General features: G+C 38.1%; 23 protein-coding genes. All 23 read left to right on the top strand.

All coding sequences use genetic code 11. The annotated features are described in order from the left end of the window. The first annotated feature begins 3 nt into the window (after positions 1 to 3). The 23 genes from ACSQ8P_RS36700 (at position 4) to ACSQ8P_RS36590 (ending at position 23,354) form a co-directional block, all read left to right on the top strand. Positions 4 to 342, top strand: a complete 339-nt coding sequence (locus tag ACSQ8P_RS36700; protein ID WP_436239910.1) for a hypothetical protein — start codon at positions 4 to 6, stop codon at positions 340 to 342. Continuing rightward, the gene (locus ACSQ8P_RS36695) at positions 343 to 1,170 is read left to right on the top strand and encodes a hypothetical protein (protein WP_436239909.1); all 828 of its coding nucleotides are present in this window, start codon (positions 343 to 345) and stop codon (positions 1,168 to 1,170) included. After that, the gene (locus tag ACSQ8P_RS36690; RefSeq protein ID WP_436239908.1) at positions 1,163 to 3,208 is read left to right on the top strand and encodes a VirB4 family type IV secretion system protein; all 2,046 of its coding nucleotides are present in this window, start codon (positions 1,163 to 1,165) and stop codon (positions 3,206 to 3,208) included. Before ACSQ8P_RS36695 ends, ACSQ8P_RS36690 begins: the two co-directional genes overlap by 8 nt. A gap of 22 nt (positions 3,209 to 3,230) precedes the next feature. Further along, positions 3,231 to 6,242: a hypothetical protein gene (locus ACSQ8P_RS36685; RefSeq protein WP_436239907.1), complete on the top strand. Its 3,012-nt coding sequence runs from the start codon at positions 3,231 to 3,233 to the stop codon at positions 6,240 to 6,242. A gap of 18 nt (positions 6,243 to 6,260) precedes the next feature. Further along, positions 6,261 to 7,628, top strand: coding sequence for a transglycosylase SLT domain-containing protein (locus tag ACSQ8P_RS36680; protein ID WP_436239906.1), 1,368 nt, complete (start codon positions 6,261 to 6,263; stop codon positions 7,626 to 7,628). Positions 7,629 to 7,653: 25 nt separating this feature from the next. After that, the gene (locus ACSQ8P_RS36675) at positions 7,654 to 8,079 is read left to right on the top strand and encodes a hypothetical protein (protein ID WP_436239905.1); all 426 of its coding nucleotides are present in this window, start codon (positions 7,654 to 7,656) and stop codon (positions 8,077 to 8,079) included. 36 nt (positions 8,080 to 8,115) lie between these two features. Then, entirely contained in the window at positions 8,116 to 8,439 is a 324-nt protein-coding gene (locus tag ACSQ8P_RS36670; RefSeq protein WP_436239904.1) for a hypothetical protein, read from the top strand. Between the two features lie 21 nt (positions 8,440 to 8,460). Next, positions 8,461 to 10,431 (top strand): hypothetical protein, encoded by a 1,971-nt coding sequence (locus ACSQ8P_RS36665; RefSeq protein WP_436239903.1) that lies wholly within the window; start codon positions 8,461 to 8,463, stop codon positions 10,429 to 10,431. Between the two features lie 193 nt (positions 10,432 to 10,624). After that, positions 10,625 to 12,757 (top strand): ATPase, T2SS/T4P/T4SS family, encoded by a 2,133-nt coding sequence (locus tag ACSQ8P_RS36660; protein WP_436239902.1) that lies wholly within the window; start codon positions 10,625 to 10,627, stop codon positions 12,755 to 12,757. Continuing rightward, on the top strand, positions 12,754 to 13,629 hold the full coding sequence (locus ACSQ8P_RS36655) for a type II secretion system F family protein (RefSeq protein WP_436239901.1): 876 nt from the start codon (positions 12,754 to 12,756) through the stop codon (positions 13,627 to 13,629). The genes ACSQ8P_RS36660 and ACSQ8P_RS36655 overlap by 4 nt, the downstream gene beginning before the upstream one ends. A gap of 14 nt (positions 13,630 to 13,643) precedes the next feature. Continuing rightward, positions 13,644 to 14,543, top strand: coding sequence for a hypothetical protein (locus ACSQ8P_RS36650; protein WP_436239900.1), 900 nt, complete (start codon positions 13,644 to 13,646; stop codon positions 14,541 to 14,543). Positions 14,544 to 14,565: 22 nt separating this feature from the next. Continuing rightward, the gene (locus ACSQ8P_RS36645) at positions 14,566 to 14,793 is read left to right on the top strand and encodes a hypothetical protein (RefSeq protein ID WP_436239899.1); all 228 of its coding nucleotides are present in this window, start codon (positions 14,566 to 14,568) and stop codon (positions 14,791 to 14,793) included. An 8-nt stretch (positions 14,794 to 14,801) separates the two neighbouring features. After that, on the top strand, positions 14,802 to 15,221 hold the full coding sequence (locus ACSQ8P_RS36640) for a DUF4320 family protein (protein WP_436239898.1): 420 nt from the start codon (positions 14,802 to 14,804) through the stop codon (positions 15,219 to 15,221). A gap of 14 nt (positions 15,222 to 15,235) precedes the next feature. Further along, a complete protein-coding gene (locus tag ACSQ8P_RS36635; protein ID WP_436239897.1) occupies positions 15,236 to 15,676 on the top strand; it encodes a hypothetical protein in 441 nt (146 codons plus the stop codon). Between the two features lie 12 nt (positions 15,677 to 15,688). Further along, positions 15,689 to 16,534: a hypothetical protein gene (locus ACSQ8P_RS36630; protein WP_436239896.1), complete on the top strand. Its 846-nt coding sequence runs from the start codon at positions 15,689 to 15,691 to the stop codon at positions 16,532 to 16,534. 45 nt (positions 16,535 to 16,579) lie between these two features. Continuing rightward, the gene (locus ACSQ8P_RS36625) at positions 16,580 to 17,317 is read left to right on the top strand and encodes a hypothetical protein (protein ID WP_436239895.1); all 738 of its coding nucleotides are present in this window, start codon (positions 16,580 to 16,582) and stop codon (positions 17,315 to 17,317) included. A gap of 92 nt (positions 17,318 to 17,409) precedes the next feature. Then, entirely contained in the window at positions 17,410 to 18,525 is a 1,116-nt protein-coding gene (locus tag ACSQ8P_RS36620) for a hypothetical protein (RefSeq protein ID WP_436239894.1), read from the top strand. After that, positions 18,522 to 19,955 carry an ATPase, T2SS/T4P/T4SS family gene (locus ACSQ8P_RS36615; RefSeq protein ID WP_436239893.1) on the top strand — a complete coding sequence of 478 codons (1,434 nt, stop codon included), beginning with the start codon at positions 18,522 to 18,524 and terminating at the stop codon, positions 19,953 to 19,955. The genes ACSQ8P_RS36620 and ACSQ8P_RS36615 overlap by 4 nt, the downstream gene beginning before the upstream one ends. Continuing rightward, complete coding sequence (locus ACSQ8P_RS36610) at positions 19,955 to 21,031, top strand: hypothetical protein (RefSeq protein ID WP_436239892.1); 1,077 nt, start codon at positions 19,955 to 19,957, stop codon at positions 21,029 to 21,031. Before ACSQ8P_RS36615 ends, ACSQ8P_RS36610 begins: the two co-directional genes overlap by 1 nt. 29 nt (positions 21,032 to 21,060) lie before the next feature. Next, positions 21,061 to 21,957, top strand: a complete 897-nt coding sequence (locus tag ACSQ8P_RS36605) for a hypothetical protein (protein WP_436239891.1) — start codon at positions 21,061 to 21,063, stop codon at positions 21,955 to 21,957. A 59-nt stretch (positions 21,958 to 22,016) separates the two neighbouring features. Further along, complete coding sequence (locus tag ACSQ8P_RS36600) at positions 22,017 to 22,175, top strand: hypothetical protein (RefSeq protein ID WP_436239890.1); 159 nt, start codon at positions 22,017 to 22,019, stop codon at positions 22,173 to 22,175. A 55-nt stretch (positions 22,176 to 22,230) separates the two neighbouring features. Further along, complete coding sequence (locus ACSQ8P_RS36595) at positions 22,231 to 22,389, top strand: hypothetical protein (protein ID WP_436239889.1); 159 nt, start codon at positions 22,231 to 22,233, stop codon at positions 22,387 to 22,389. Between the two features lie 572 nt (positions 22,390 to 22,961). Continuing rightward, positions 22,962 to 23,354, top strand: coding sequence for a hypothetical protein (locus ACSQ8P_RS36590; RefSeq protein ID WP_436239888.1), 393 nt, complete (start codon positions 22,962 to 22,964; stop codon positions 23,352 to 23,354). The last annotated feature ends 1 nt before the right edge of the window (position 23,355 follow it).

The following is a 23,355-nucleotide window of genomic DNA, read 5'->3' as shown; positions in this document are numbered from 1 at the left end:
CCCATGTGGGGAGATAACCACCCTTTACCATACAATTCACAAATTAAAGAGCGCCTCATTGGGCGCTTTTCGTTTGGTCAAAGTATTTGGATTGCGACGGGTATATATATGGCCGTGAAAATGAGCAAGAACGTGCCTACTATCCCGTTTATCGATAATTTCATCGTTTGTAGGATCCACTACCTCTTACCTATAGCAGTAGCAATATTTTTCGGTTTCGCAAAACATAATAAAACTGGGCTGATGTTTGGTAACTATCTGGGTTTAATTTTACGGTTACGCTTTAAGCGAAGGAAGTTTTTATATCGTAAAAAGAACATCAGGGAAGGTGGAGATTACTAAATGAATCAGGTCATATTTTTAGTCATTGCAGGTAGTATCGTGTTCTATTTATATATAATTCCTCTACTCAAAAAAGGGAATTCTGTTAAAACAGTTCAGGATCTACTTGAAAAGGATGTTGAAGTTACACCAGAAGGTAGAATTCGGCAAAAGAACACATTTCGGTATGTTATCGAAGTCTGGCCCGTGAATAACGACACCAACAGTAATCAAGAAAAAGCAATGGTATGGGTGAATTTTAGAAATATGATGAATACCTTAGGATTCCCCTACACGATGCTTATTCAATCTCAATACCTAGATCTAAAAGATTATGCTGCCTATTACCGGGACCAGGCTCAGAGCAATCCATATCTAACTCCTCGAATGGTTGAATGTGCTGAAGGTGTAGCAGACCAATGTATGAGTATTGAAGAAGAAAAGAAGACGAGGGATTATAGTTGTTACATCATGCTTCATATAGATCCACTTGCAGAAAGCATTGATGCTGGGGTGCAGACGGGCAATGCGGTTTTTGACGATTTACTTTCTAAATTCAATAAAGACAAAAAGGTAAATGATGAGGAATTAATCGACCTTGCAGCTCAAATGTTAGATGAGGCCAGAAATGAAATTTTTGGTCATTGCGAACAGATAGGAATGATGTACCGACAACTCGATAAGGCCGGTGTGTATTCTATGAATTTCAAGACACTTCAAAAAGAAATGACGCTTTGGTCAAAACTAGATGATGCTGTATCTAATCAAAGTTTCACATCTGATTTAGATAGTATTACTAAACGTGCGTTAGAAATGGAATTTGGCCAGGAGGGGAAACTTAATGGCTAACATATTACAGATATTAAACCGATGCAAAAACAAAAAGCAGGCTACCAAATCTAATCAACGCCCTTTTAAGAAACAAAGTGAATTTTATGATGCAAAACCGGAAGCTATCGATTTTATTAGCCCGTCAATGATAAAAGAAACCATACCAAATGAAATTAATCATGAAGGTGTAAAGTTAAATGATTATGCTGTAGAAATTGGCGGAACGATAGTTCCAACCAGATATTTCCGAAGCTTTTTCGCTGAGATAACAGCTGGCAACACTTGGGCTGGTATGCTGGATACCCTAATTAAAGGAGATTTTGGCGATGGCGATCTTGACGTTGCTATTCATGTCAGACCCGCAGATAACAACCGGGAGTTAGACTCTATTGGGCGCAGAATAGCCGGTTTGCAATCCGACAAGGAAACAGAAAAAAATCAAACTAAGAGAGATTCAATGCAAGAAGAAATAAACGATTTAAAGGCTCGCCAACGAAGAATTAGAAGAAATATGGAACGGAGCTATCGTGTATCAATTCAAGCTGTCGCTTCATCGCAAGATTGGAAGAGCTTGAAAATGTATTGCAATGCTTTAGTAAAAAGATTTTCTGGTAAATCGATTATTATGAAAGCTGCTGATGGCAGGCAACTAAATGCACTAAAAGCCATTTTGCCGCTCTCCCATAGTGATGCCCCTAAAGAGCATTTCATTTCAATGGAAACATCAAACCTAGCAGACCTGTTTCCATTTGGAAGAGGCGGGCTGACCCATCGGACAGGAATATTACTTGGACTGGATTTAATGGGAAGACCTGTTTTCCTTGAAAACTGGCACCCCTCTTTTCCTAATCAACATGGGGCAGTGATTGGTAGATCCGGCGCTGGAAAAACGCATGCGGTCATGATGGTTGTAAATAGAAACTTACATATTAAAAGAAGAGCTGCGATCCTGGATTGGAAAGGCGAGTATAAAGATTACATGATGATTATGGGACTGCCTTTTATTGAGCTCTCACAATACTCTCCAGATCGAATCAACATTTATGATGTTGATATAACAGAAATCCCGAACGGTACTCGTTATGTTGACATTGAAGAAGCGGCAAATGCTGTACAAGCAATGGCATTCAAAATGATCTCTGTCTATGATCGTAATGCTCTTACAGGAGAAGTCAAAGTATTCATTCAAACCGCAATCCGCCAGCAATACGTAGATGCTAAAATCACTGAAAGTGTCGAAAGTCTTTACCAAAATAGTGGCTCAACATCTACCGATGGACGTTTTCGCATAGGAAAAAAATTAAAAGATATGCCAGTACTAAGCGGCTTATACATGCGAATGATGGACAGTAACGTTGAATCAATAGTAAAAGCAGCAGAGTTATTAAAGCCTTTCACTAAACTAGGAAACGTTCCATCCTATGCAATATTCGATGGCCAATCCACAGTTCAAATACAGGATGCACCTGCCTTTGCAATAGCGCTAAATCGATTGGATAAGGATATTATGCGTCCAATTGGTTTAATTGCTTCAGAACGTTGGATTACAGAAAAGTGGGCCAAGAAAAACCCTCATATTAAAAAAATTCAAGTTATTGAAGAAGCCCAAAATATCTTTAATGATTTAGATTATGGAGCCATCTGGTCTGAAAACACATACCGCGAAGGACGATCTACGACGACTGCTGTCTATTCAGTTACACAAGGATTAGAAGTTTATTCGCAAAGCAAAGCCGGTATCGCAGCAATTAAGAACTCCACTGTTAAAATTATTGGTCTTCAGGAGAAATACGACATTGAAAGCGTACATGACAAGTTACATCTCTCCGAAGGGGAAGCAAATTTCCTAATTAATCACGCCCGTCGAGGTTTAATGGTCATTAAAGCAGGCAATGAAAGTGCAATTGTACAGTTTAAAGCAACGGATTACGAAAACATGCTTTTTTGTAACGAATCTACAGACCCCTTATTCGCACAAAGAAAAGAGTACATGAAAACAATCTTTGTCGAACAGGTAATCCAAGCAAGCATGGAAGAAGCAGCTGCATCCTCCTAATAAGCAGAATGGCGGTGATCCATTGGCAACCCTTAAGTACATCCCAAAAAAATTATTCTTACTAATATGTTCCTTTATCATATTTCTATCTGTGTTATCTGGAGCAGTGTTTGCAGATATAGATAAATCTCTATATGGGATGTACTCCTGGTCACGTGTTGATCAGTTATGGAACCCTAACGATAATTCAAAAAAAAATAATGTCTCACAAATCGCAAACGAGCTCGTTCCACTTTTAAAAGAAACAGATAAAGAGTGTACGAGCTTTCTTGCCGGAATAGGTTTAGGGAAAATTAATGTTGAGGCTTGTACCTCAAAAATTCTCGCGGTGGATACTCTTCAGCGTAAGCTACTGTTGTATGGCGTTATCTTTGCTTACGATGTAAAGATAAACAATCTAGGGTTTATGTATCTACCTAAGAAAATTGGAGATACGGTAGTTGCTTACAAATTGTATTTTGATCCAAGCAAGGCTGCAAGGGCTGCACAAAAGGTAGCCAATGGTTCTTTTGAAGAGAGTGATTTTTTTCATTTTGCTATGGATGAGAAAGAAGTAGCAAGTGATTATGATAAGGCAGTAAACCATCAAGCTCCACAAGATCCCACAAGAGCAGATATTGTATATCGTTTATGGGACGAAAATGATGTTGAAAATGTTAGAAAAGCTCAGCAGGGTTTTAATACCATACAATCATTGTTAATGAAATACTATGGCCCATATGCTTGCGACGGGTCAATGGCCAGTGGGAAATGTAGTGAATTTGAACATAGGTATTCTAGTATTCGTGATTACATGAAATTCCGTGGAGTTTTCGTCAACAAACCCTCTCTATCTGAATTTGATTCAAATAATTTAAAACATAATCTTATGGATTCATTTATTTATGTAACTGATCCGACAAAGGTCATACATAGTGAGTTAAGTGATAGTGATCTAAGCAAATTATTAGATGATGCCATGCAAGAAGACAATAAACCTCCCTCAAAAGATATTGCTGACTTTGGTTTTTTGGGATCAAAAGTTGTCGAAAAGAATAAGGATGACAAATACAAAGCTGGTGTTGGCGAACAATGGATTGCCAATACAATTAACGGATTTACAAACTGGATTTTTGGAATATTTGACATGCAGGATGTTGTTTCTCTCGTTTACAGTAAAAATCCAAATGATATTGAAGATATTGAGAAACTAACAAAGGGCTGTGATAACGGTGATTGCCGTGAAGGAAAGGAATATGGCATTTTTGACTCTGGTATGTTTCAAACAATTGATATATTCTACACGGCAACTTCAAATTATGCACCTCTAATATTTGTTATGGGTGTTGTGCTTATCGGTTTCTATATTGCTTACTACGGTGGTGAGACTAGAGCTAGGATCGGTGCAAAAGATTATATCATGGCACTTATGATAGGTATCGTAGCGCTTATCTATGGCCCTTACCTATGGGATTTTATCTTTGCAATTAACTATACGATAACTGACGGCATATGGGCGCTCATGCTAGACCATAACATCTATATGGATAAATTTCTAAATATGGTCTGGGGGAATATGGGTTTCGCAGATTTCACTTCTAATCGAGCCCTTGCCACAGCAGGTATTGGATTGAGTTCAGCAATGATGACAGCGACACTTAACTATCAATATGCTATGCGATTAATATTCCTAGCTATATTATTCTCATCTTTCCCTTTAGTGTGCGGTGCATCAATATTCCCTAAATATCGAGATTCATTAAATACTTGGTGGACCGAAGTTATTTCAAATGTATTTATGGATGCCATTCACGCCGTTGCGCTTGGTATTTTCTTTGTATCAATTCACTATCGATCTGATTTATCAATTTGGATTTTCCTAGCTTACTTTCTCGGTATGGGCTCAATTGTAATGATGATACGAAAAATATTAAAACTTGACAGCGATCATAACCACATGGGAGGAGCTCTAGGCGGATTAGGTTCTTTAATGGGACTTGGAACACTTATGTCGCTAGCAAACATGGCAAATGGAAGTAAGTCAAGTGGACGGGCGTTGTATGATAACGCTTTAGGTTCAGCCATGGACGGAGGACTAATCCCGGATAGTAATAATGGAGTTTTATCTAAAATAGGCGGCAACGGTATAGTACGTGGTGCTTTATCGACCGCCGCAGGACTAGGTGGAGCCATCGCTAGTACTGCACTAACAGGGAATCCTTTGATGGGAGCTAGATTAGGTCAAGGTATCGGACAATCCGCTTCAAATTTATTAGGATCGGCCGGAAAAGGTATGGATAACGTCTTTGGAGCTATGAATCACCAAGAAGGCTTCTTTGCAGGACTAGAACAAAACTATATGAGTGGAAGAGGCGGATTGTTAAATAACGCTGCCGTGCAATTAGGATGGGGGGCTCAGAGTGCCATGGAGTCGCTTTCTGGAGGGCAAGTTGGCTCATCGGCAACAGCTCGCGGAGGTACAATTCAAACCTTCTCTGACCAAATGAGGGATGCTTCAGAGGCTATGAGATCTTTACATCCGCAACAGGAAGCAGCGAAAGCGGAATTTAACGCTCAGAGAAGTATGTTTGGCCAAGGCTCCGCTTGGTATGAACAAAACAAGACTTTCGAACCTAGAGCCCTATCATCGATGGCACATCCAGATTTGGTTAACTCAACTGAACATCTTAAGGCAGCTCAAGCTGAATATGCTGTAGCCAAACGTTCCGGGGACGAAGAGAGGATAGCTGAAGCAGAAGTAAACTTTACCAATGCCAAGAACGGATTTCAGGAAATGGATGGGCTTTACGGAAAGGGATCTCAGTGGTTTAACGATAATACAACATGGAAGATGGCTGAAGTTGCCCCTACAATGCCTGATTCATATGTGCAGGCCGAACGACATTACAACGATGTAAATGCGCGTTATGAAAACGAAAAAGGTAGAGTACAAGAAGCAAGAAGCGTTTTAAATAATCGAACTCAATTATATGAACAAGTAAATCGTTTCGCCGGAGGCGAAAGCACCAATCCTAATCGCGGAACATGGCTTTAACGGAAAGGAGGGGCTGCATTGCCAGAAACTGAAAACAACCTACAACGTGGACTTGAAGGAGCTCTGCACAGTGCAGTTCGACTTGGTAAAAGAGTAGGAAAACGAATAGTTAGGCAAATAATACGAAATATGGCGCGTACTCTCGGATTGATAGCTATTAGCACTACTTACATCTGGGTCCCCATGGTAGCGTTATTTATTGTGGGGTATCTAGGTCTTTCATATTTTTATATAATGCCAGCTGACATCATCGCCAGCCAACAATCCTCCATGGAAGATAAAGTTTCAGCCTTTTTTATGACAGAAGATAAAGAAGAAGTAAAGAAAAGAATGGGATTCTTAAAGGAATATGAGCAAACTGCAAATGGGTGGAAAGATGATTTAGCTGAAGATGAAGCTGTACAGGTGGAAATGCATGCGTTGTCATGGGGGGTATTAGCTGCAGTAGACCGAATCACTCATGACCCAATCTTTACGCAAGGGAAACAAATCGCTATTAAATCACAAGAAGTTTTCCGTGATTTACGTCCACAATTTGTATTAAAGGAAAGCCCAATTTCCGTACAATCTCAATCCTGTGTAGAAAGAACCCAGCAACCGCTGAAAAACGATCCGATTACTGGTGAAGAAGTTGAGGATACAGAAGCTACACCAATAATCAGTTATGAAATTGTTGACAATCTAATTCAAATTACGGTGAAACGATTAATTCAAACTGCTGATACCATTGAAGGCCACTTTGATTACCAGTATCGAACGGACGTTAGTAGCACTCAGACAGATCCATCTCCTGGTACTTGTTCGGGACAATTAACAACTATCACAACAAAGGAAGTTCTATCTCAGATAGTGCAGCCAGAAGATAAGTATCGACCACTATTTGCATACTTAAAGGGGAAAGGGATATCTAATGAGACGGAAATACACGTTGTAATTGAGTTGGCTAAATCACTTGACCCTAAAATGGCAGGCGGCATTATTGTAAAACCTATTGGTAAATGGATAAATCATCCGTTACCTCCGGAAGATATCTTAGAAGCATTAGATCAGGCCATTAACATCGCGAATCGAGTTAATCCAGATATCAACCAGTCATGGAGAGAAGGAATGCTAATACTGATTATGAAGGAAAGTAGCGGTAACCCAAGAGCAGTTGGTCCCTACCCCGTTTTTTACTCCAACAAAGATGGCTACCAAACAGCAGCTGGTCTATGCCAACTTATGCCTCCTACGTTTAGAGGGTATAAATTACCTGGATTCGACGATATCTGGAATCCCGTAGATAACATCATTGCATCAATGAGATACATATACGCAACATCAAGATATCAGAAACACGTTAATAATATCCCGAACCTTTTCTGGGGGCATTATCCAGGCTATTAAATATACTACTTGGAGGAACTTATTCATGAAAAAAATCATAAGCTACATTTTTGTATTTACATTTTTTTTTAACCTGACGACCTTCACCGTATCTGCAGAAGATAGTAGCACCACCACCAAAGAACAGATTCAAAAAAGCAATGCTGACGATAAAAAAATTGGTGTAATTACGGAAAGAGTAAAAGAAAGCACGAAAAATGCAACGCCTGAACAAATTCAAGAAAAATTGGAACGTAAAGGTAATGATTTATGGAAAACAGCGCGATCAGGCAGCGTTCTAGCAATAGGAATTTATGCGATTGTATTCTTAGCACTGCTTGTTTTAGGGATATTTTGGAAGAAATCTCGTGGGTTGGCATTTGGTATTCTTGCACTTGGCATATTAGGATACTTAACTATCAATTACTTACCAGATATTTTAGACATTTTACATATAAAAATTTCAGGCTAAAACATTGGTAATATAACTAAAAGGGGTGGTGTATTAATGGCATCAACATCAACGACGGATATTCTCCGTTCTTTTGAAAAGACCTACCGTCAGAAGAAAGATATTACTTTGAAGTACGCCAATTACCGGAAAATAGCCATGATCGAGCTTAAATTAGTTTATTACGGAGTGCCAGATCAGCTAATTACTTTCTTTTCAGAGATTGAACAAGAATGGGACTTCATCCATGCACACTTCCAACTATCTGCGGAAACAAAAGCATTAGAAGTAAATTATCAAATTAAGCCAGCTGAAATGGATTCCTTTTTAAGAAGAGTTCCTCCTAGACATGAAGATATTCTTATAAAAAAATTAGGATAAAAATATGAATAGGAGATTTCTATGAAGAACCTACACCTTGTATATCCTTCTGACGTAATCCTTTCATTGAAGAAGGCCCTCGAAAATGAGGGCTTCTTTGTCAGTGGAATGGATTATACATTAGAACAATTCAAAGAGGCTGCTGCCGCAGAAAAAGTAGAACCTAATTCAATAATCATTATTGAGGGTACAGCAGGAATTGCAAGAAAGTCTGATATTTACACAAATCTACGGGAAATTCGAGGTTTTTTACCTACAACGCGTTTAATTGTACAACTCTCATTAGACATGAAAAAAGACATAAAGCTCATTACCCCAATTGTTCAATTAGGCATATATGATATCCATTTTACAACTGAATTTGGGATCGAAGAACTTAAAGAGTGGATCCATTATGAAAAAACAATAGCGGAATATTCACAATTTATAGGCTCTGCAATTTCGAATGATACTACCCAGATTCAACAGGGGAGTTCTTCATATGTTGATAATAAAACTACACTAGCTAAACCCGGAATGTTCGCTAAACTTCTTTCAAGAGGTAAACGAGGCCTGGATAGTAAACTGGCAAGTGACCAGGAGAAGCAAGCCAAGAATCATGGCAAAAATAAAGAATCAGGAACGAATGAGCCCTTTGAAAGGGTTTCTGAAATAACGACTGTTGATCAAGAACTAGAAATACAACCTAGTCAACAAACTAATCCATATGGAACTGCTTATAATCATATGGATGAATCAGAATTGCACCTTACATTACCAATTAAAAGAACTGAACCAAACGCAGCTATTAATGCCTATCAACAAACTTTGGAACAAGTTAATGATGATTTTAATGATGCTTTCACTCTTAAGACAGCTGTTGAAACGAATACAGTTTCTACAACTGTTCCGCCTAGTTCATCAACGCACGTCGAAAAAACAGAAGCGCCTGCTTCACAAGAACTAATAAGCTCCGAAATTAATCACAAAGCTAAGCTAGCTGAGCAGGCAAAGCTGGATGAACAAGCTAAGCTAGCTGAGCAGGCAAGGCTGGATGAACAATCTAAGCTAGCTGAGCAAGCAAAGCTGGATGAACAAGCTAAGCTAGTTGAGCAGGCAAGACTGGATGAACAAGCTAAGCTAGTTGAGCAGGCAAGACTGGATGAACAATCTAAGCTAGTTGAGCAAGCAAGGCTGGATGAACAAGCTAAGCTAGCTGAGCAGGCAAAGTTGGACGAACAAGTAAAGCAAACTATACCTGAGACTGCTTCTAAATCCGACGGAACTAAAAAACGCCAGGATAAAAATTTATTAGATCTATTAGATGAGGATGTAAAATTACCTAAGCAAACTATCGTTTTTAAAGAACGCATAGTAGGTACAGTGAAGTTAGGTATAGCTGGTGCTGAACGTCGCACAGGAACTACTTATCAAGCATTGCAAACATCCTATTATTTGTCTTCACTAGGCTTTAAAGTTGCATGCGTAGAGAAGCTGGATGATAATAAAAATTCTACCTTTGCCACATTCAGAACAAATGTGCCATCTCAAATAAGAAATGGATTTAGGTATGAGAAAGTGGATTTCTATCCCAAATCATCGTTAGAAGATTACATTAGAATTGTTGGATCACAGTATGATTATGTGATTGCAGATTTTGGAGATATCAAAGATGACAGCACGCAATTAGAATTCATGCGCTGTGATGTACAGATCATGACCATAGGAGCAGCCGTATGGGACTTCAAAGATTTCTACATGGTTTGGAACAAGTTTGCGAATTGGGATTTTAGAAAAAGCTGGTATGTCCTAGTTAACTTTGCAGATGATGATATGTATAAAGAAATGACTGGAGCGTTTAGTAAGAAAGATCAGGCACAATTAAAAATGTCCTTTATTAAAAACCCATATGTCCCAAACCCACTGCAACTAACTACGGATAAATCTGCAATCGAACGTATGGTAAGATCCGTTATACCTAATCAAAATACCAAGAGGAAATGGTTTAAATAATACAATCTGCAAATCTATTGAATAAACTTGACACATGATTACTAGAGATGGTATATTGACAAAGTAATGGGCGAAGCTATGTCTATGTGACGAAAAACACTAATTTAGACAAATATATGAAAAAAACCTTTCCTGAAAAGTGAAGGTTTTTTTGTTTTTGTCTTAATTTAAAAATAAGGGTGGTGAGTTATATTTGAATTTGTTTAAAAAATCAAAAGTTCAGAAAGTAGCTTTTGTTCAACCAAAAATGATAGCCATTTTCTCTCCTAGTGGAGCTGATGTCTCGAAAACAACGTTAGACCTATATAAAGCATCCTTTCAAGAGTATCCGTCGCGGAAACACATTATTGTTGAACCGCCATGCATCGGTGTACCAAGAACTGCTTATCGATTATTGTACCGTGAAAAAGACAGACAATTTGAACGGCAACAGTCTTTCGATAGTTTGTTATTGGATTATGAGCGCGGAGAATATCAAAATTTACATGAGTATATTGCATTGGGCAAGGATAATGAATCTGATTATCTTATCGCGGATATTAATCAACGTCCCGACATTCCAACGTTACTCAAGTTAAACGACAACAACACACTGGTCAATCTTCCGCAGCTCCTAAAAGCGCGGCTGCTACCAATATACCATTACATATGGTTTGCATTGCAAGGGCAACTAGTAAATCCAATGACACTTATTTCAATGCAAATTGCAGATGCAATAGTAATTCCTTTTTCCCATAACTCAGAGAAGTTATGGGCTTATTTAACGTATAAGCGCCTTATTGAAGCTAATCACATTGATGAGAAGCGAATCATTTGGATAAGTGAGCAGGATCATCTGCAGCTGGATGGAATAAATGTCCTGCATCGCTCAAAGGATGCCGTAGCAGCGTTAGAGTTCATGGAGCCTACTCGAGGAAAACAAGGTACTGAGGAAGAGAATTTCACTCCAATAACTCTTCCTAATACTAAACATATCGGGATCGTCAACCCGGTAGAACTTTTAAACTTCCGTTCAAACGAAAATTCATCACTGTTAGATGACAGCGATGTTCATATGATCATGTCGCTAATTGATAAAACAAAAGCTTACCTAAAAGAAAAACACCCTCATGACTACATTCAATCCTTTGTGGATGATAGAGCACGTGCGAGAATATGGTATGCCATTGGTGACTACATCAAAGAACAAAAAAGTATTCGATTTAGAACGGATTTAAGACGTGTTACCGCTTTTGTTCAAAGGGAGATAACTGAGCTTGGTGTTTTACAGCCAGCTCTCAATGACCCTAAGATCACATCAATTGAAATAAATTCACCAACTGAAACAGTTATTGAACTAAATGGTAAACCTGTTCATGATAAGCGGATCATTTTTAATGATAACGAGCATATTTACCGAACAATTGATAAATTACTTATGCCTCTTGGAAAAACATTAAGTGCGAATGAGCCAATCATTGATGCCAACTACCGGGGATTTCGTGTAAATGTCATATTAGATGTTTCTAGGGGTGGAGTCAGTGCAAACCATCCCATAATCTCAATACGTAAGTTTCCTCCTGATGTTTATTCAGACCAAGCGTGTATTGATTACGGAAATGTGGATCAAGAAATTATTGAATTTTATTCTGATGTAGTATCAGCCAGACCGAATATCACCGTCGCAGGAGGCACCAATAGTGGTAAGACAAGTACACTAATGAGACTTCCACTGTATATGGATGAATTGGATCGCATCATTACCGTAGAAGATAGTGAGGAAATGATGCTTAAGCAAAAGCCAGCATATGCAAGCTATCCAAACATGGCTGCACTTATTGTGAAATGGCACGATATAAAAGAGCGTCGAATTGATTTACCCAAATTAGTTAAAACCACGCTTCGCCAAAACCTGGATGTGCTAATTATCGGAGAGATTCGAGACGAGGATCAAGCTGAACAAGCATTAATAGCAGCCAATACTGGACATCAAGTTTTAGTATCCATTCATGCTAATACGGCTTCTGAAGCAGCTGTACGTATGGTTCAGCTAAACGGTGACACGCGGACTGCTGCAAGTCGTGTAGTTCAGGTTTTCGATATCATTAACTTCCAGGAATATAATGATGAAACCGGCGTGAGGATTGTAACGGAGATCTCGGAACTAATTGGATTTGAGGGAGCTGAAAAGCCGATCTTGAATCCTATTTTTAAATATGACTTCCTTCAACAGAAGCATGTTCGTGTTGGTAATTTACAAAAAATGATTCCAAAAATGATTAAACGTTACAGAGAAAACCCTGAGGTATTAGTTCGATGGTGTGGTGAAGGGTGGGATCAAGCATGACATGGCTATGGTTAGCTCTAGCGGTCATGTGGACTGTTATACTTGCCATCATATTACCAAAAGCGCGTACCAACATTTACACAAAGAATGCTAATTTAGAGCTCCTACAAGCTTTTGGCTATCAAAAAATAAGTAAGGAGGCCAAGGAAGCTGGCATAGATATTACACCGAAAGATTTCTTAATCCTGATTCTTATCTCAGCAACAATATGTATTATTCTAACAATAATAATTAAAAGCATAATCTTTATTGTTGCTGGAGCAATTGTAGGTTTTTTTATTCCACGACTCATTTTCCGGAAAATAAAGTATCATAAGCGCAAAAACCTGCTTTATGAACTTCCTTCTAACATGAAAATGCTCGTAGCGAAGCTAAAAGACTTTAATTCGGTTGAACGCGCATTAGGTGTGGCTCTTCCTGATATGTATGGTGAAACAAAGATACATTTCGAAAGAGCTTATCATGGTCTAGTAGTAAAGGAACCCATTGCAGATGTTATGCGAGAATGGAATCAAAGTATCCGGATAAATAAATTCACAGATTTTACAGACAAACTTCTTATTGCTACTGAACAAGGATTTCATGAAAAAACACTGTCATCTCTTAAAGAAAGCATTGAAAACATTGGATTTGATGTACAGCTCATTAAAAAAGAAGAAACCAAAACAAAAAAAAGGTATCAACGGTTATACACGGTTATTGGTGCAAGTTGGGCAATCCCAGCTGCTCTATCGACGATGAATGTAGATAATGCCAATATATATCTAGACACCTTTTTTGGCCAGATCTATACTTGTCTCTTTTTCTTAGCTACCATCTTTTGCATCGTAAAGGGCGATGAATATCTGACGATGAGATTAGATGAACTATGAGAGTGAGGAAATAAATGGAAATCATTGTTCTCTTATTTGCTTTAGGTACACTACTATTCACCATTGGAATCGTATCCTTACTCTTACCGAATTTCTCAATTAACGATCGTTATAAAAAATGGGCTGATAAACTATCTCTTGATGATTCTGAATTGAAACCCAAGCGTACGGGGCTTAGCAAAATATTAGCATATTCAATTTTACCAGCCCTTCTACAACAAATTCGAATTGAGTTAATATTTGGTAGAAACATAAGGAACATGCAGGCATTCTTATCTGGAGACAGACGTACATTTAATGAGATGCTAGCTGATAATTTGGTCTGGGCATTACTCATATCCTTATCCTCTCTTGTTGTTCCAATTGTTTTTGGTAATCTCATTACGATAGTACTTTACCCGATTATGACAATAGTTTTATTTTACACGAGAGTAAATGATATCCGGATACAGTTTCGCTCAATGCAGCGAGAAGTACAAAAGGATCTCTCACTTCTTATTGATAAGATGATGCTGGCTTTAGAAACAGGAACATCATTTATCACAGTTTTTAAAGAGATGGAACGACATACACGCGGTAGAATGAAAAAATTATTAAACCAATTGAACAAAAATATAGTTGATATCGGGATTGTTCCCGCGGTTGAAGAATTTGCAAGACAAACAACCATCCCCGTTATGATGGAGTTTTCTGCCGCCGTAAAAATTGGTACTACCACTGGATATAGAGAGGCTAAAGCATATTTAGATAATCTTAAGGATGATATTCAAGAATTACGACGATTATCTATTGAACAAATCGCAAGAAACAGACCCAGACGTGTTGGTTATTTATACGCCATCATGATTGGGTTTTCTTTGGTTGCTGTTGGGTTTGCCATGTTCACCATTTTTAAAGAGTTACTAACTATGTAATTAACACAAAGGAGGAAAAAAAATGTTCAAAAAAATTCAAGTAAACCTTATTACCAAAACACAAATTATGGGTGAAAGAGTAGTCAAAATATTGAGAAGTAATAGGGGAGAAGGCACCACAAAGGGAGTAAGTACGATGGTTAGTATGATCATTGTAGTCCTAGTCGCAGCTTTAATTTGGGGGTTAATTAAATTATTTATACCGGAATTCTGGGAGACTATTAAGACAAGAATATCGGGTATCTTTTAAGGATATCAATGAAGAAAATACTTTATGTGCTCAGAAGTATCAAAGGCGAGGGGATGACGATTACTATCCCCATTCTGATACTTCTTTTTGCGGTTTTCACTTACTTTGGGTTAGATGTTTACGGGTACATGTCAACTAAGCAAAAGATTCGTTCTGTTGCATCGGAGACATTGGAAATCATGAAAGCAGATAACGGATATAGTTACGAAACAGAACAATATTTTGAGGAATTGGCACGAGATTACGGACTGGATCCATCGCAGATGATTGTAACTGCTACTCCACAAAGAGTACAACGCGGCGCTACTGTTAGTATTACAATACAAACGACCTATAAAGTGCTTTCCCTGAAACCATTTGGGAAGCAGGTTACGGCTGAAATTGATGTGTTTCAATCAGGATTAGCACATACGTACTTCCGAAGTTAGGGGACAGATCTAATATGGCAGGAGCTTCAGGAGTCAAGATAATTCTATTCATTCTTATTTCAGTTGTATTCACAGTTGTATTTACAGATGTATTTCGCGTATATGCTGCGCATCAAAAAATAGCTGATGCATTAGCACAAGCTGTTGATGCGGGTCTTATTGCTGGAACAGACCAAGATACCAGGAGTGCTGGGAAATTAGAGATCGACATTAATAAAGCAAATGCTGGCGTAAAAGAAATACTGAGGAATAACCTAAACTTGAATAATCAACTAGAAAACAAACTTTTCACCAGTAGCTATTTAGTTATTCGAATTCAATATAGAAAAGGTAGCCCTAGATTAGAATCTACTTTTTCTACGAACATAGCCATATATAGCACTAAAATATTTGGGTTAAGGGAGTATACCATTACTGTACCTAAGAAAACGCCGTACTTAACTGGTTTTAAATGAAAGGGTGAGATTTTGGGACGCTATTGGACTAAAACAACAAGAAATCTAGTCATTCTCTTTATTGGAATAGCCGTAACCATTGCTTCATATTTAATTGCAATGAAATTTATTACTTCACATACGACTACCAAAATGGTTCTTGTCGCTAGTGAGGATCTAAAACCTTTTAGCACAATCAAAGAACAAGTAAAGCTTAGAGAAATAGTTACTAGCGAAATCCCAGACGATAGCCTTTATAACAAAACGGAGCTTGAAGGTGATGAATGGTTTGTTGGTGAAATCGGCATACAAAAAGATCAACCTCTTCGTAAAAGCAAGATTACCCATTCGAAAGGGACCCCATTTGGTATTGGGCTAGGTTTACCTGAAAATAAAAGATTAATTGGGGTTAAAACTGATCTCTCATTATCGGCCGGTGACAATGCTAAGCCTGGTGTAATGGTTGACGCTTTCGTTTACATCAAACCAACAAATACTGGTGCTATTGATAGAGAAACCGGTCAACCTCCAAAAGGAAAGGTAATTACACCTAAGGACGATGCACGGTTGAAAGGCCTCCTAGTCCGGGATCATTTAAATAGTGAAGGTTACACGGTAAATGAAACCGCGGGTAAGAGTGTGATTCCGCAAACCGTCGTATTGGAGGTAAATGACGATACTTTTACCGCCCTTGTACAATATCAAGAAGAGGGCAAGGTTTATTTTGGACCTATAAACGTTAACGAAAATTACATGAAAATGTATTTGAATGATGTAGCTAATTCAAAAGAGACATCTACACTTGTGCCCGATAGTGTAAAGCAAGCAGTACAAGATAATAATCCTGCTGCGGATCCAAGCAAGGAAGATAAAAAATAGCCCCAAATTAAGGGTTATTTTTTATATCAGAAAGGAAGTGGGTTTGTGAGAGTTAAAGTTTCATCCATGTTCATCGTAGCGATTACTTTGTTCTTTGTAGGCATAGGTATGTTTCTCATGCTTTATATAAAAGGGGAAGCACTACTGCCACATGATGCTGTTTTCGTCCCAAAAGGCGATGTCAAAATCGATGAATATACAAAAATAACACCTCAGAATTTTCAAGAACTATTTGAAATTAAAGAAATATTAGCTGCAGCTGTAAATCCGAACATGGTAACACCGGATAACTTGAAAGGAATACTCAATAAAACTATGGTGTTGCCACTATATCCAAAAGACTATTTAACATTAAATCATGTAAGAGATTCCAATTTAGTGCCCAACAAAGATGAAATAGAGTATCCAATACCTCCAACTTGGTTAGAGGTAACCGACTTCACGGTAAGAGCTGGAGATGAAACGGAAGTATGGCTTACGCCATCAGAAAAAGTAAAAAATTTTTACATAGCAAAAGCACAAGGTCTAGGTCAAACTATGGGCAGTGTTCCTGATCTACCTGAACGACCTTTAACAACTCCACTGTTTACTGGACTTAGATTACGTTATGTCGTTGATGGCGCGAACCGTATGGTAAAGAACACTAAAGAAGGTGATGATCGAGCTGAGTCAACCGGGAAACCGGCCGAAGTAAAGCTGAACATGACCACGAAGCAATTTGCACAGTTAAAAAATGCCGTTGAAGAAGGCTATAAGATACTAATCGTCTCTAAAGGACTTTAAAGCTATTGGAAATAGCTTTAGTGGCGTTGATAACTATTCAGCGCCCCTATACGTGTTTCCAATCAAACTAATATGAAAGAGGGTATAATATATTGCGCGTTTTAATTGTAGGAAAATCATCTCGTTTACTAACGCTTGTTCAAAACATAAGTGACCTACAAGAAGTTGTCTATTTGTCTGAACCGGAACAAAGAAATTACGATACATTCCTTTTAGATGATGTTGACTTTCCCATGCTAGAGTTAGCTAAACAGAATTTTCAAAATCACAAAATCCTATATATCTTTTCAGCGCGCGGTGGAATGAATGAAGAGGAAGAGCAGCGTTATGCCAAGACAAGAGAAGTGTGCCTTCTCAATCACATTAGCTTTATTACAGATGTCTCGGACAATGGGCTAGTAGCTGACATTGAGCTCATACTATTTCCTGATCGTTTTCATGATGATAGTTCTAACCCACCGTCAATGGCCCTTATTAGCTGTCACCGCAGGGCTGGACGAAAGACCATAGCGGATAGTATTGCATCAGCTCTTTCTCAGCGAACTAAGAGTGATATTGCGATTATTGACATGAATCCATATTCGTTATCAGAGAACACGGAATCAACCATGCTTCATTTGTATAAGGAATATGACGCGGCGGGATTAAAGCCAAGCAGAATAAAAGAAATCGCAGTACAGCGCGCTGACGGAACTTATTATATTGGCGGTAACCCAAAAATGGATATGTCCAGGGGATACTCTCCTGCAAAGCTAGAACAGATGATTAATATCATCCAACAAGCGTTTCACTTTACAATATTTTTAATCTCGCCTTATTGGGATAACAATCTTACATTAGTTCCAATTAAAAATATCCAACAGAAGTACCTAATTGCTACATCGAAAGTAGAAGAGATGAAAGAGTTTTATGCTGCTCACCAACAGATGCAGTTTCTATTTCAGTTGAATCTTCGACAGGTTCCATTCATTTATAACTTAGATGGAGTTTCGGGTGAATCTAAAAACGATGTAGCTATAAATCTTCAATCGAGTAGTATTTTCCAATTGGGCCTACTTCCTAGCGGAAACAAGAAAGGTCCAGTTATTAAAGCTGCTGATCGCTTAATCGAAAGTATTATTACAAATAATCACTTAGAAAGAATACAGAGACAGGATACTGGTAATAAAACATCATTTAGATTTTTAAGGAGGAGGGCAGCTTTATGACCCAACATCTGATAACGAATGAAATCCCTATCCATGAAACCATGGATTATATGCGTAGAGAAGAAGGGAAAGTTTCAGCACGTTTTAATAACGATAAGTTCGAAATGGCTCTACGATCAATTGACATGTTTTTTGAACAACGACTGTTAAGAGCTGCCTCTGATGAGAAAAAAGGAATGCTAGTATTACAACACAGAGCTGTCCGATACGAGCCCGATGCTGTTGAATCTATAAAAAGAATCATACGTCAACAAATCGAAGAACAACGAATGCAGGACGTTCCTATACCTGGTATTTATGAAGACTTAACTGATGCTCTTTATCATGAAACGTTTGGCCTTGGTGCTGTATCCGTGTGGTACGAGCGTAACCGGCACATTGGCAAATGCCGTGTTAGCGGTTGTGAGATTCGCTATAGAAAGCCGAAAGACGATCATAGACTACATGAACAATACAACAACATGAAAAGCGTACAGCGTATGATTGAAAATCTTTTAAGAAATGATGAAGGGCAAGTTGTTTCGCGAGATAAAAATCACGCACAATTTTCTTTGTTTGACGGAACGCGCGTTACTATAGCTCTGCCTCCTACAACAAAAGCACCTACAGTAGTATTCCGCCGGGCAACTGTTCAACATTACACATTAAAAAAACAAGCTGAGATGAGTACAATCTTTGACGAAGCTATTCCTGTTTACAGTATGCTAGCGCGTTGTGGGATTAAGCTGATTATCACAGGCGAACCGGCTACAGGAAAAACAACCTTCCTAATTTCGTTGTTTAGTGAAACAAAGCCAAACAAAATTACTGTAGTTGCGGAGCATGTCTTTGAAGGAGACTTTAAAAATAAATTTCCTGAACGTGATATTACAGAGTTCTCTGGTGATGAAAAAACATTAGTACCTGTTGTGTTCCCTCTAACTTTAAGAATGGACACTCAACAATATATTATGCAAGAAATAAGGGAAATCGAGGCTTCAATGTTTAAGGAGGCTTGTGCTAATACCAGAGGTCTGGTCATGGCAACAATGCATGAGCGTGATGCAACTAACGTCCCTTCAACACTAGCAAGAAAAGAATTACGTCATTCAAATGGTTTAAATTTTCGCATTTCGATGAGCGATTTTGCTAATCAAATTGACTTTGTAATGGTAATGGAATTTGGCGAGGATGACCTTTCAGTAATCAACTCGGAAATTTCAGCATTAGTGCTCAATCCAAATGATAGTTCAGTAACAAGCATGCGGATAATGTGGTATGACGGAGAGAATTGGACATTCAATGCAGATATAGAGCCTCGGTTAGCCAAGCGCATGCGGAAGTATGATGGAGAGGCATTTGATGAAGGCTTAAAAAAGTTAAAAGAGTTATCGTTAGCCTTCCCTATGCCTGAAGAAGAGAAAATAATAACTCTTGCGGGGGCGGTCTAATGCTCAGTCATTTGCAATACGCTTGGATCAAAATCCAAATAAACTGGATCATGATATCTGCATTTATAGAATTGTTAAGTTCCCTTTATCTTTCGTTAAGTTTAATGATCCAGGCTCTCACTTTAAGTAAAAAATTAAAAAAAGCAAATATCTATCATAGTATGTGGTCTGAACGCGAACAAGAAGATAAACGCCAATTTAAGAACAAGATACTATTTACATTATCATTGCATATCGGATCATTTGTTGATTTAAGCATTGCAGCATTAAGGCGAGCTGTATGGTCATTTATCATTATTAGCGTACTAATTGGGATTTTTACCGGCTATTTACTAGTTCACACCTATATGGGCTGGTCGTCTCAAGTTGGAGAAGAATTACCTTACAACACCTTCAATATTTGGCTTCCTGTAGCAGTTGGCTTGTTTGCTTGTATAACTCCATTTCTACTTATGTTTTCATTAATTCAGTCGCGTAGAGGTAAATTAAGTCACCAACTTCTCCCATATATTGAAGAGTTTGAAAAGCAATACCTCGTTAAAAAGAATATCAAGCCTGCTCTGGATGATCTTTTAGATTTACTACCTAATGGTACACTGCAAGATCTAACTTATCGTCTTATTCATAGTTTACAACGACAAAATCACGATAGAATCGAACTCATCATTCGCATATTTGAAAATCAAGTGGGCAGCAAATTTGCAATGGCTTTTTGTGTATTGCTACGAGAGGGAACAGGGTTAACTTCAGGGAGGGAAAACAAAACATTAATGCTGCAAACAAAGGATATACGAATGGGTTTGAGATCAATCATTCAAAAAATGCACGGTCAAAAACAGGTCCAGGAAATAGATAAACCTAAAAAACGAGATCTGAGAATGGTTGGTTACATAACACTTCCACTTATATATTTTGTTTGGAAAGGTGTAGGGGGATTCTTAGCTGATGATAAGCTAGCGAAACACTTTCTTTTTGAAATCCCTTCACAAATGAATATATTTGTCATTGCTCTCATTGCAGGTTTTGCATCCATCACTTTAAATGTCATTTTAGGTAAGAGAAAACTCGATTTATAGAGCAGACTATTTTGAAAGGATGTGAAAATATGCTTCGCTGGCTTGTTATTCATGCATTTTATCTCGTAATGTATGGAGGTTTATTTCTAATTATCCTTGCTATTCTTTTAATGTTCTTATCCATAGATAAAACGAGAAGAACTGGAGCCCTAGAAGATATGCAAATGCTAATTCTTAATAGCTTTCGTTCTAGTCTACAGAAAGGTAAGAGTGTCTACGCAGATGAACGAATTGATTGTCTGTTAGAAAGTATGGGCTGGCCGTTAAAGAGTAGTTCCATGTATATGTTACGTGACATATGTTGTGTCTCTTTATTAGCTTTTCTTGGGGCTAATTGGTACTTATATGGTGGAAACTTGCAATTTAGAGTGATGATCGTTTTCACGGTTTTCTTATTTTTAACACCTTCTGCACGTATCGGTACACCTTTTATGCGTTTTATTGCACCATTATTCCAACGGATCAAACGACATAAAGTGAATAAAGAAACAGGCTTGTTTATCCAGTTGCTTCGAAATGAAACAAAAGAAGGACAACAACGTACTCCTCTAGCATTAATCCAGCAATTCCAAGGTTACTTCGATATCCTAAGGAATGATTTGTACAAATTAGAACATGACTGGGGACTGGTAGGAAAAGACGAAGCATTGCGAAAATTCAAGATGCGACATCCTAAAAATGAGGATATTTTTTTCATCACGTCCATTCTAAACGAAATATCAAGTGTTGGTTATGCAGCAACATCTGAAATGCTTGCTCAGAACGAAGAAACGCTTAATCGAAGACATCAATCGGAGTATGCATCTAGAATGAGCGATATTAATCAAGTGCTCTTTTTCATTAACACTGGTGCAGTTATAATTTCTCTGTTATGGGGTGTCATGGCCGTTTTCAATTGGGCCTATGGCTTTGATGTAGTTTATTAATTTGATGACTTGGCAATTGCCTTCTCATATAAAAAAACTTAAAAGGAGTGTTTTATTTCATGGAATTTTCAACCAACAAAGTGCTTGACGTAGGGCTAATTGCTTTTCTAGCGATAACTTTGGTTTTCACCGCAAGTTCGGGGCTCGTAGACAAATCCAAAGGTGCCCAAACAAAAGCTACAGCCAAGGTTGATTCAGTTGTAACGGCATACCAATAAAATTAACGGTGGGTGGAGCAGATCCACCCACCACCTTAAAGGAGACTTATAATTTATGGAATTTTCAACTAACAAAGTGCTTGACGTAGGATTAATTGCTTTCCTAGCAATAACATTAGTTTTCACTGCCAGCACAGGACTCGTAGATAAATCTAAAAATGCCCAAACAAAAGCTACAGCCAAGGTTGATGCTGTTGTAACTTCATACCAATAAAAGCAACGCGCATTGGCACAGTATTTAAATCAATAGATGGTGGGAAGGAAAGGGATCCTTCTACCAACTAAAGGAGTTGTTTCATTACATGGAGTTTTCAACTAACAAAGTACTTGACGTAGGATTAATTGCATTTTTAGCAATACATTAGTATTTACTGCCAGCACAGGACTCGTAGATAAATCTAAAGGTGCTCAAACAAAAGCTACAGCCAAGGTTGATGCTGTTGAAATTGAATACCAGTAATATCAACGCTCATTGCTGCAATAGCGTAAGCATCTAAAGCCGAGTGGAGCGGGTTCAATCGCCTAATTTACTAACTATAATAGGAAAAGGTTGTGACTATGATATGAATTATTTATTAAATGTAGTATACGCTTATTTACTTGTCGGGGCTGTTATTGCCGTTGTTGTCTTAATAAAGGACCCATCTAATCAAAAATCTAATGATTTAAATTTTGGCAACTCCTCACAATCTAGCAAATTGTTCAAATTTATTACTATTACATTGTTCTGGACAATTGGATTTAAACGTCGTTCTAAAAAATAACCAATGAAAGGGAGCTGTGATCGTGAAGTGGTCATTTGAAACCGTACTATATTTAATGATCATGACGTTCATGAGCGTTGCGCTCATACTTGACCATGGTGATGCAAAAAACGCTACATACATAGAAATAGCTGCTACTGAAGCAGCTTTAAAAGTACCTCCACAAGGGTATATCACACCTCAGATAAAGCAAGAAATTAAAGACTTTCTAGCAGGCACAAGGGGAATGGATCCAGTCCTAGTTCAGATTGATGGAACGAACGATATTGCTTTGCGTAAAGTTCGTGGTCAAGGTAATGACACCATTACATTGACCATTAAGTACCCGCGCAAATATTACATATTTTTTGATGGGATGAAAAATAGCCTCTATACAGCTAAAAGAACTATAAAAACAGAATACACGGGGCGATAAA

Origin of the sequence: Paenibacillus sp. LjRoot153 (assembly GCF_964253085.1) — a bacterium.
Lineage (GTDB): Bacteria > Bacillota > Bacilli > Paenibacillales > NBRC-103111 > Paenibacillus_E.
This window is presented reverse-complemented; position numbering and strand designations above follow the sequence as displayed.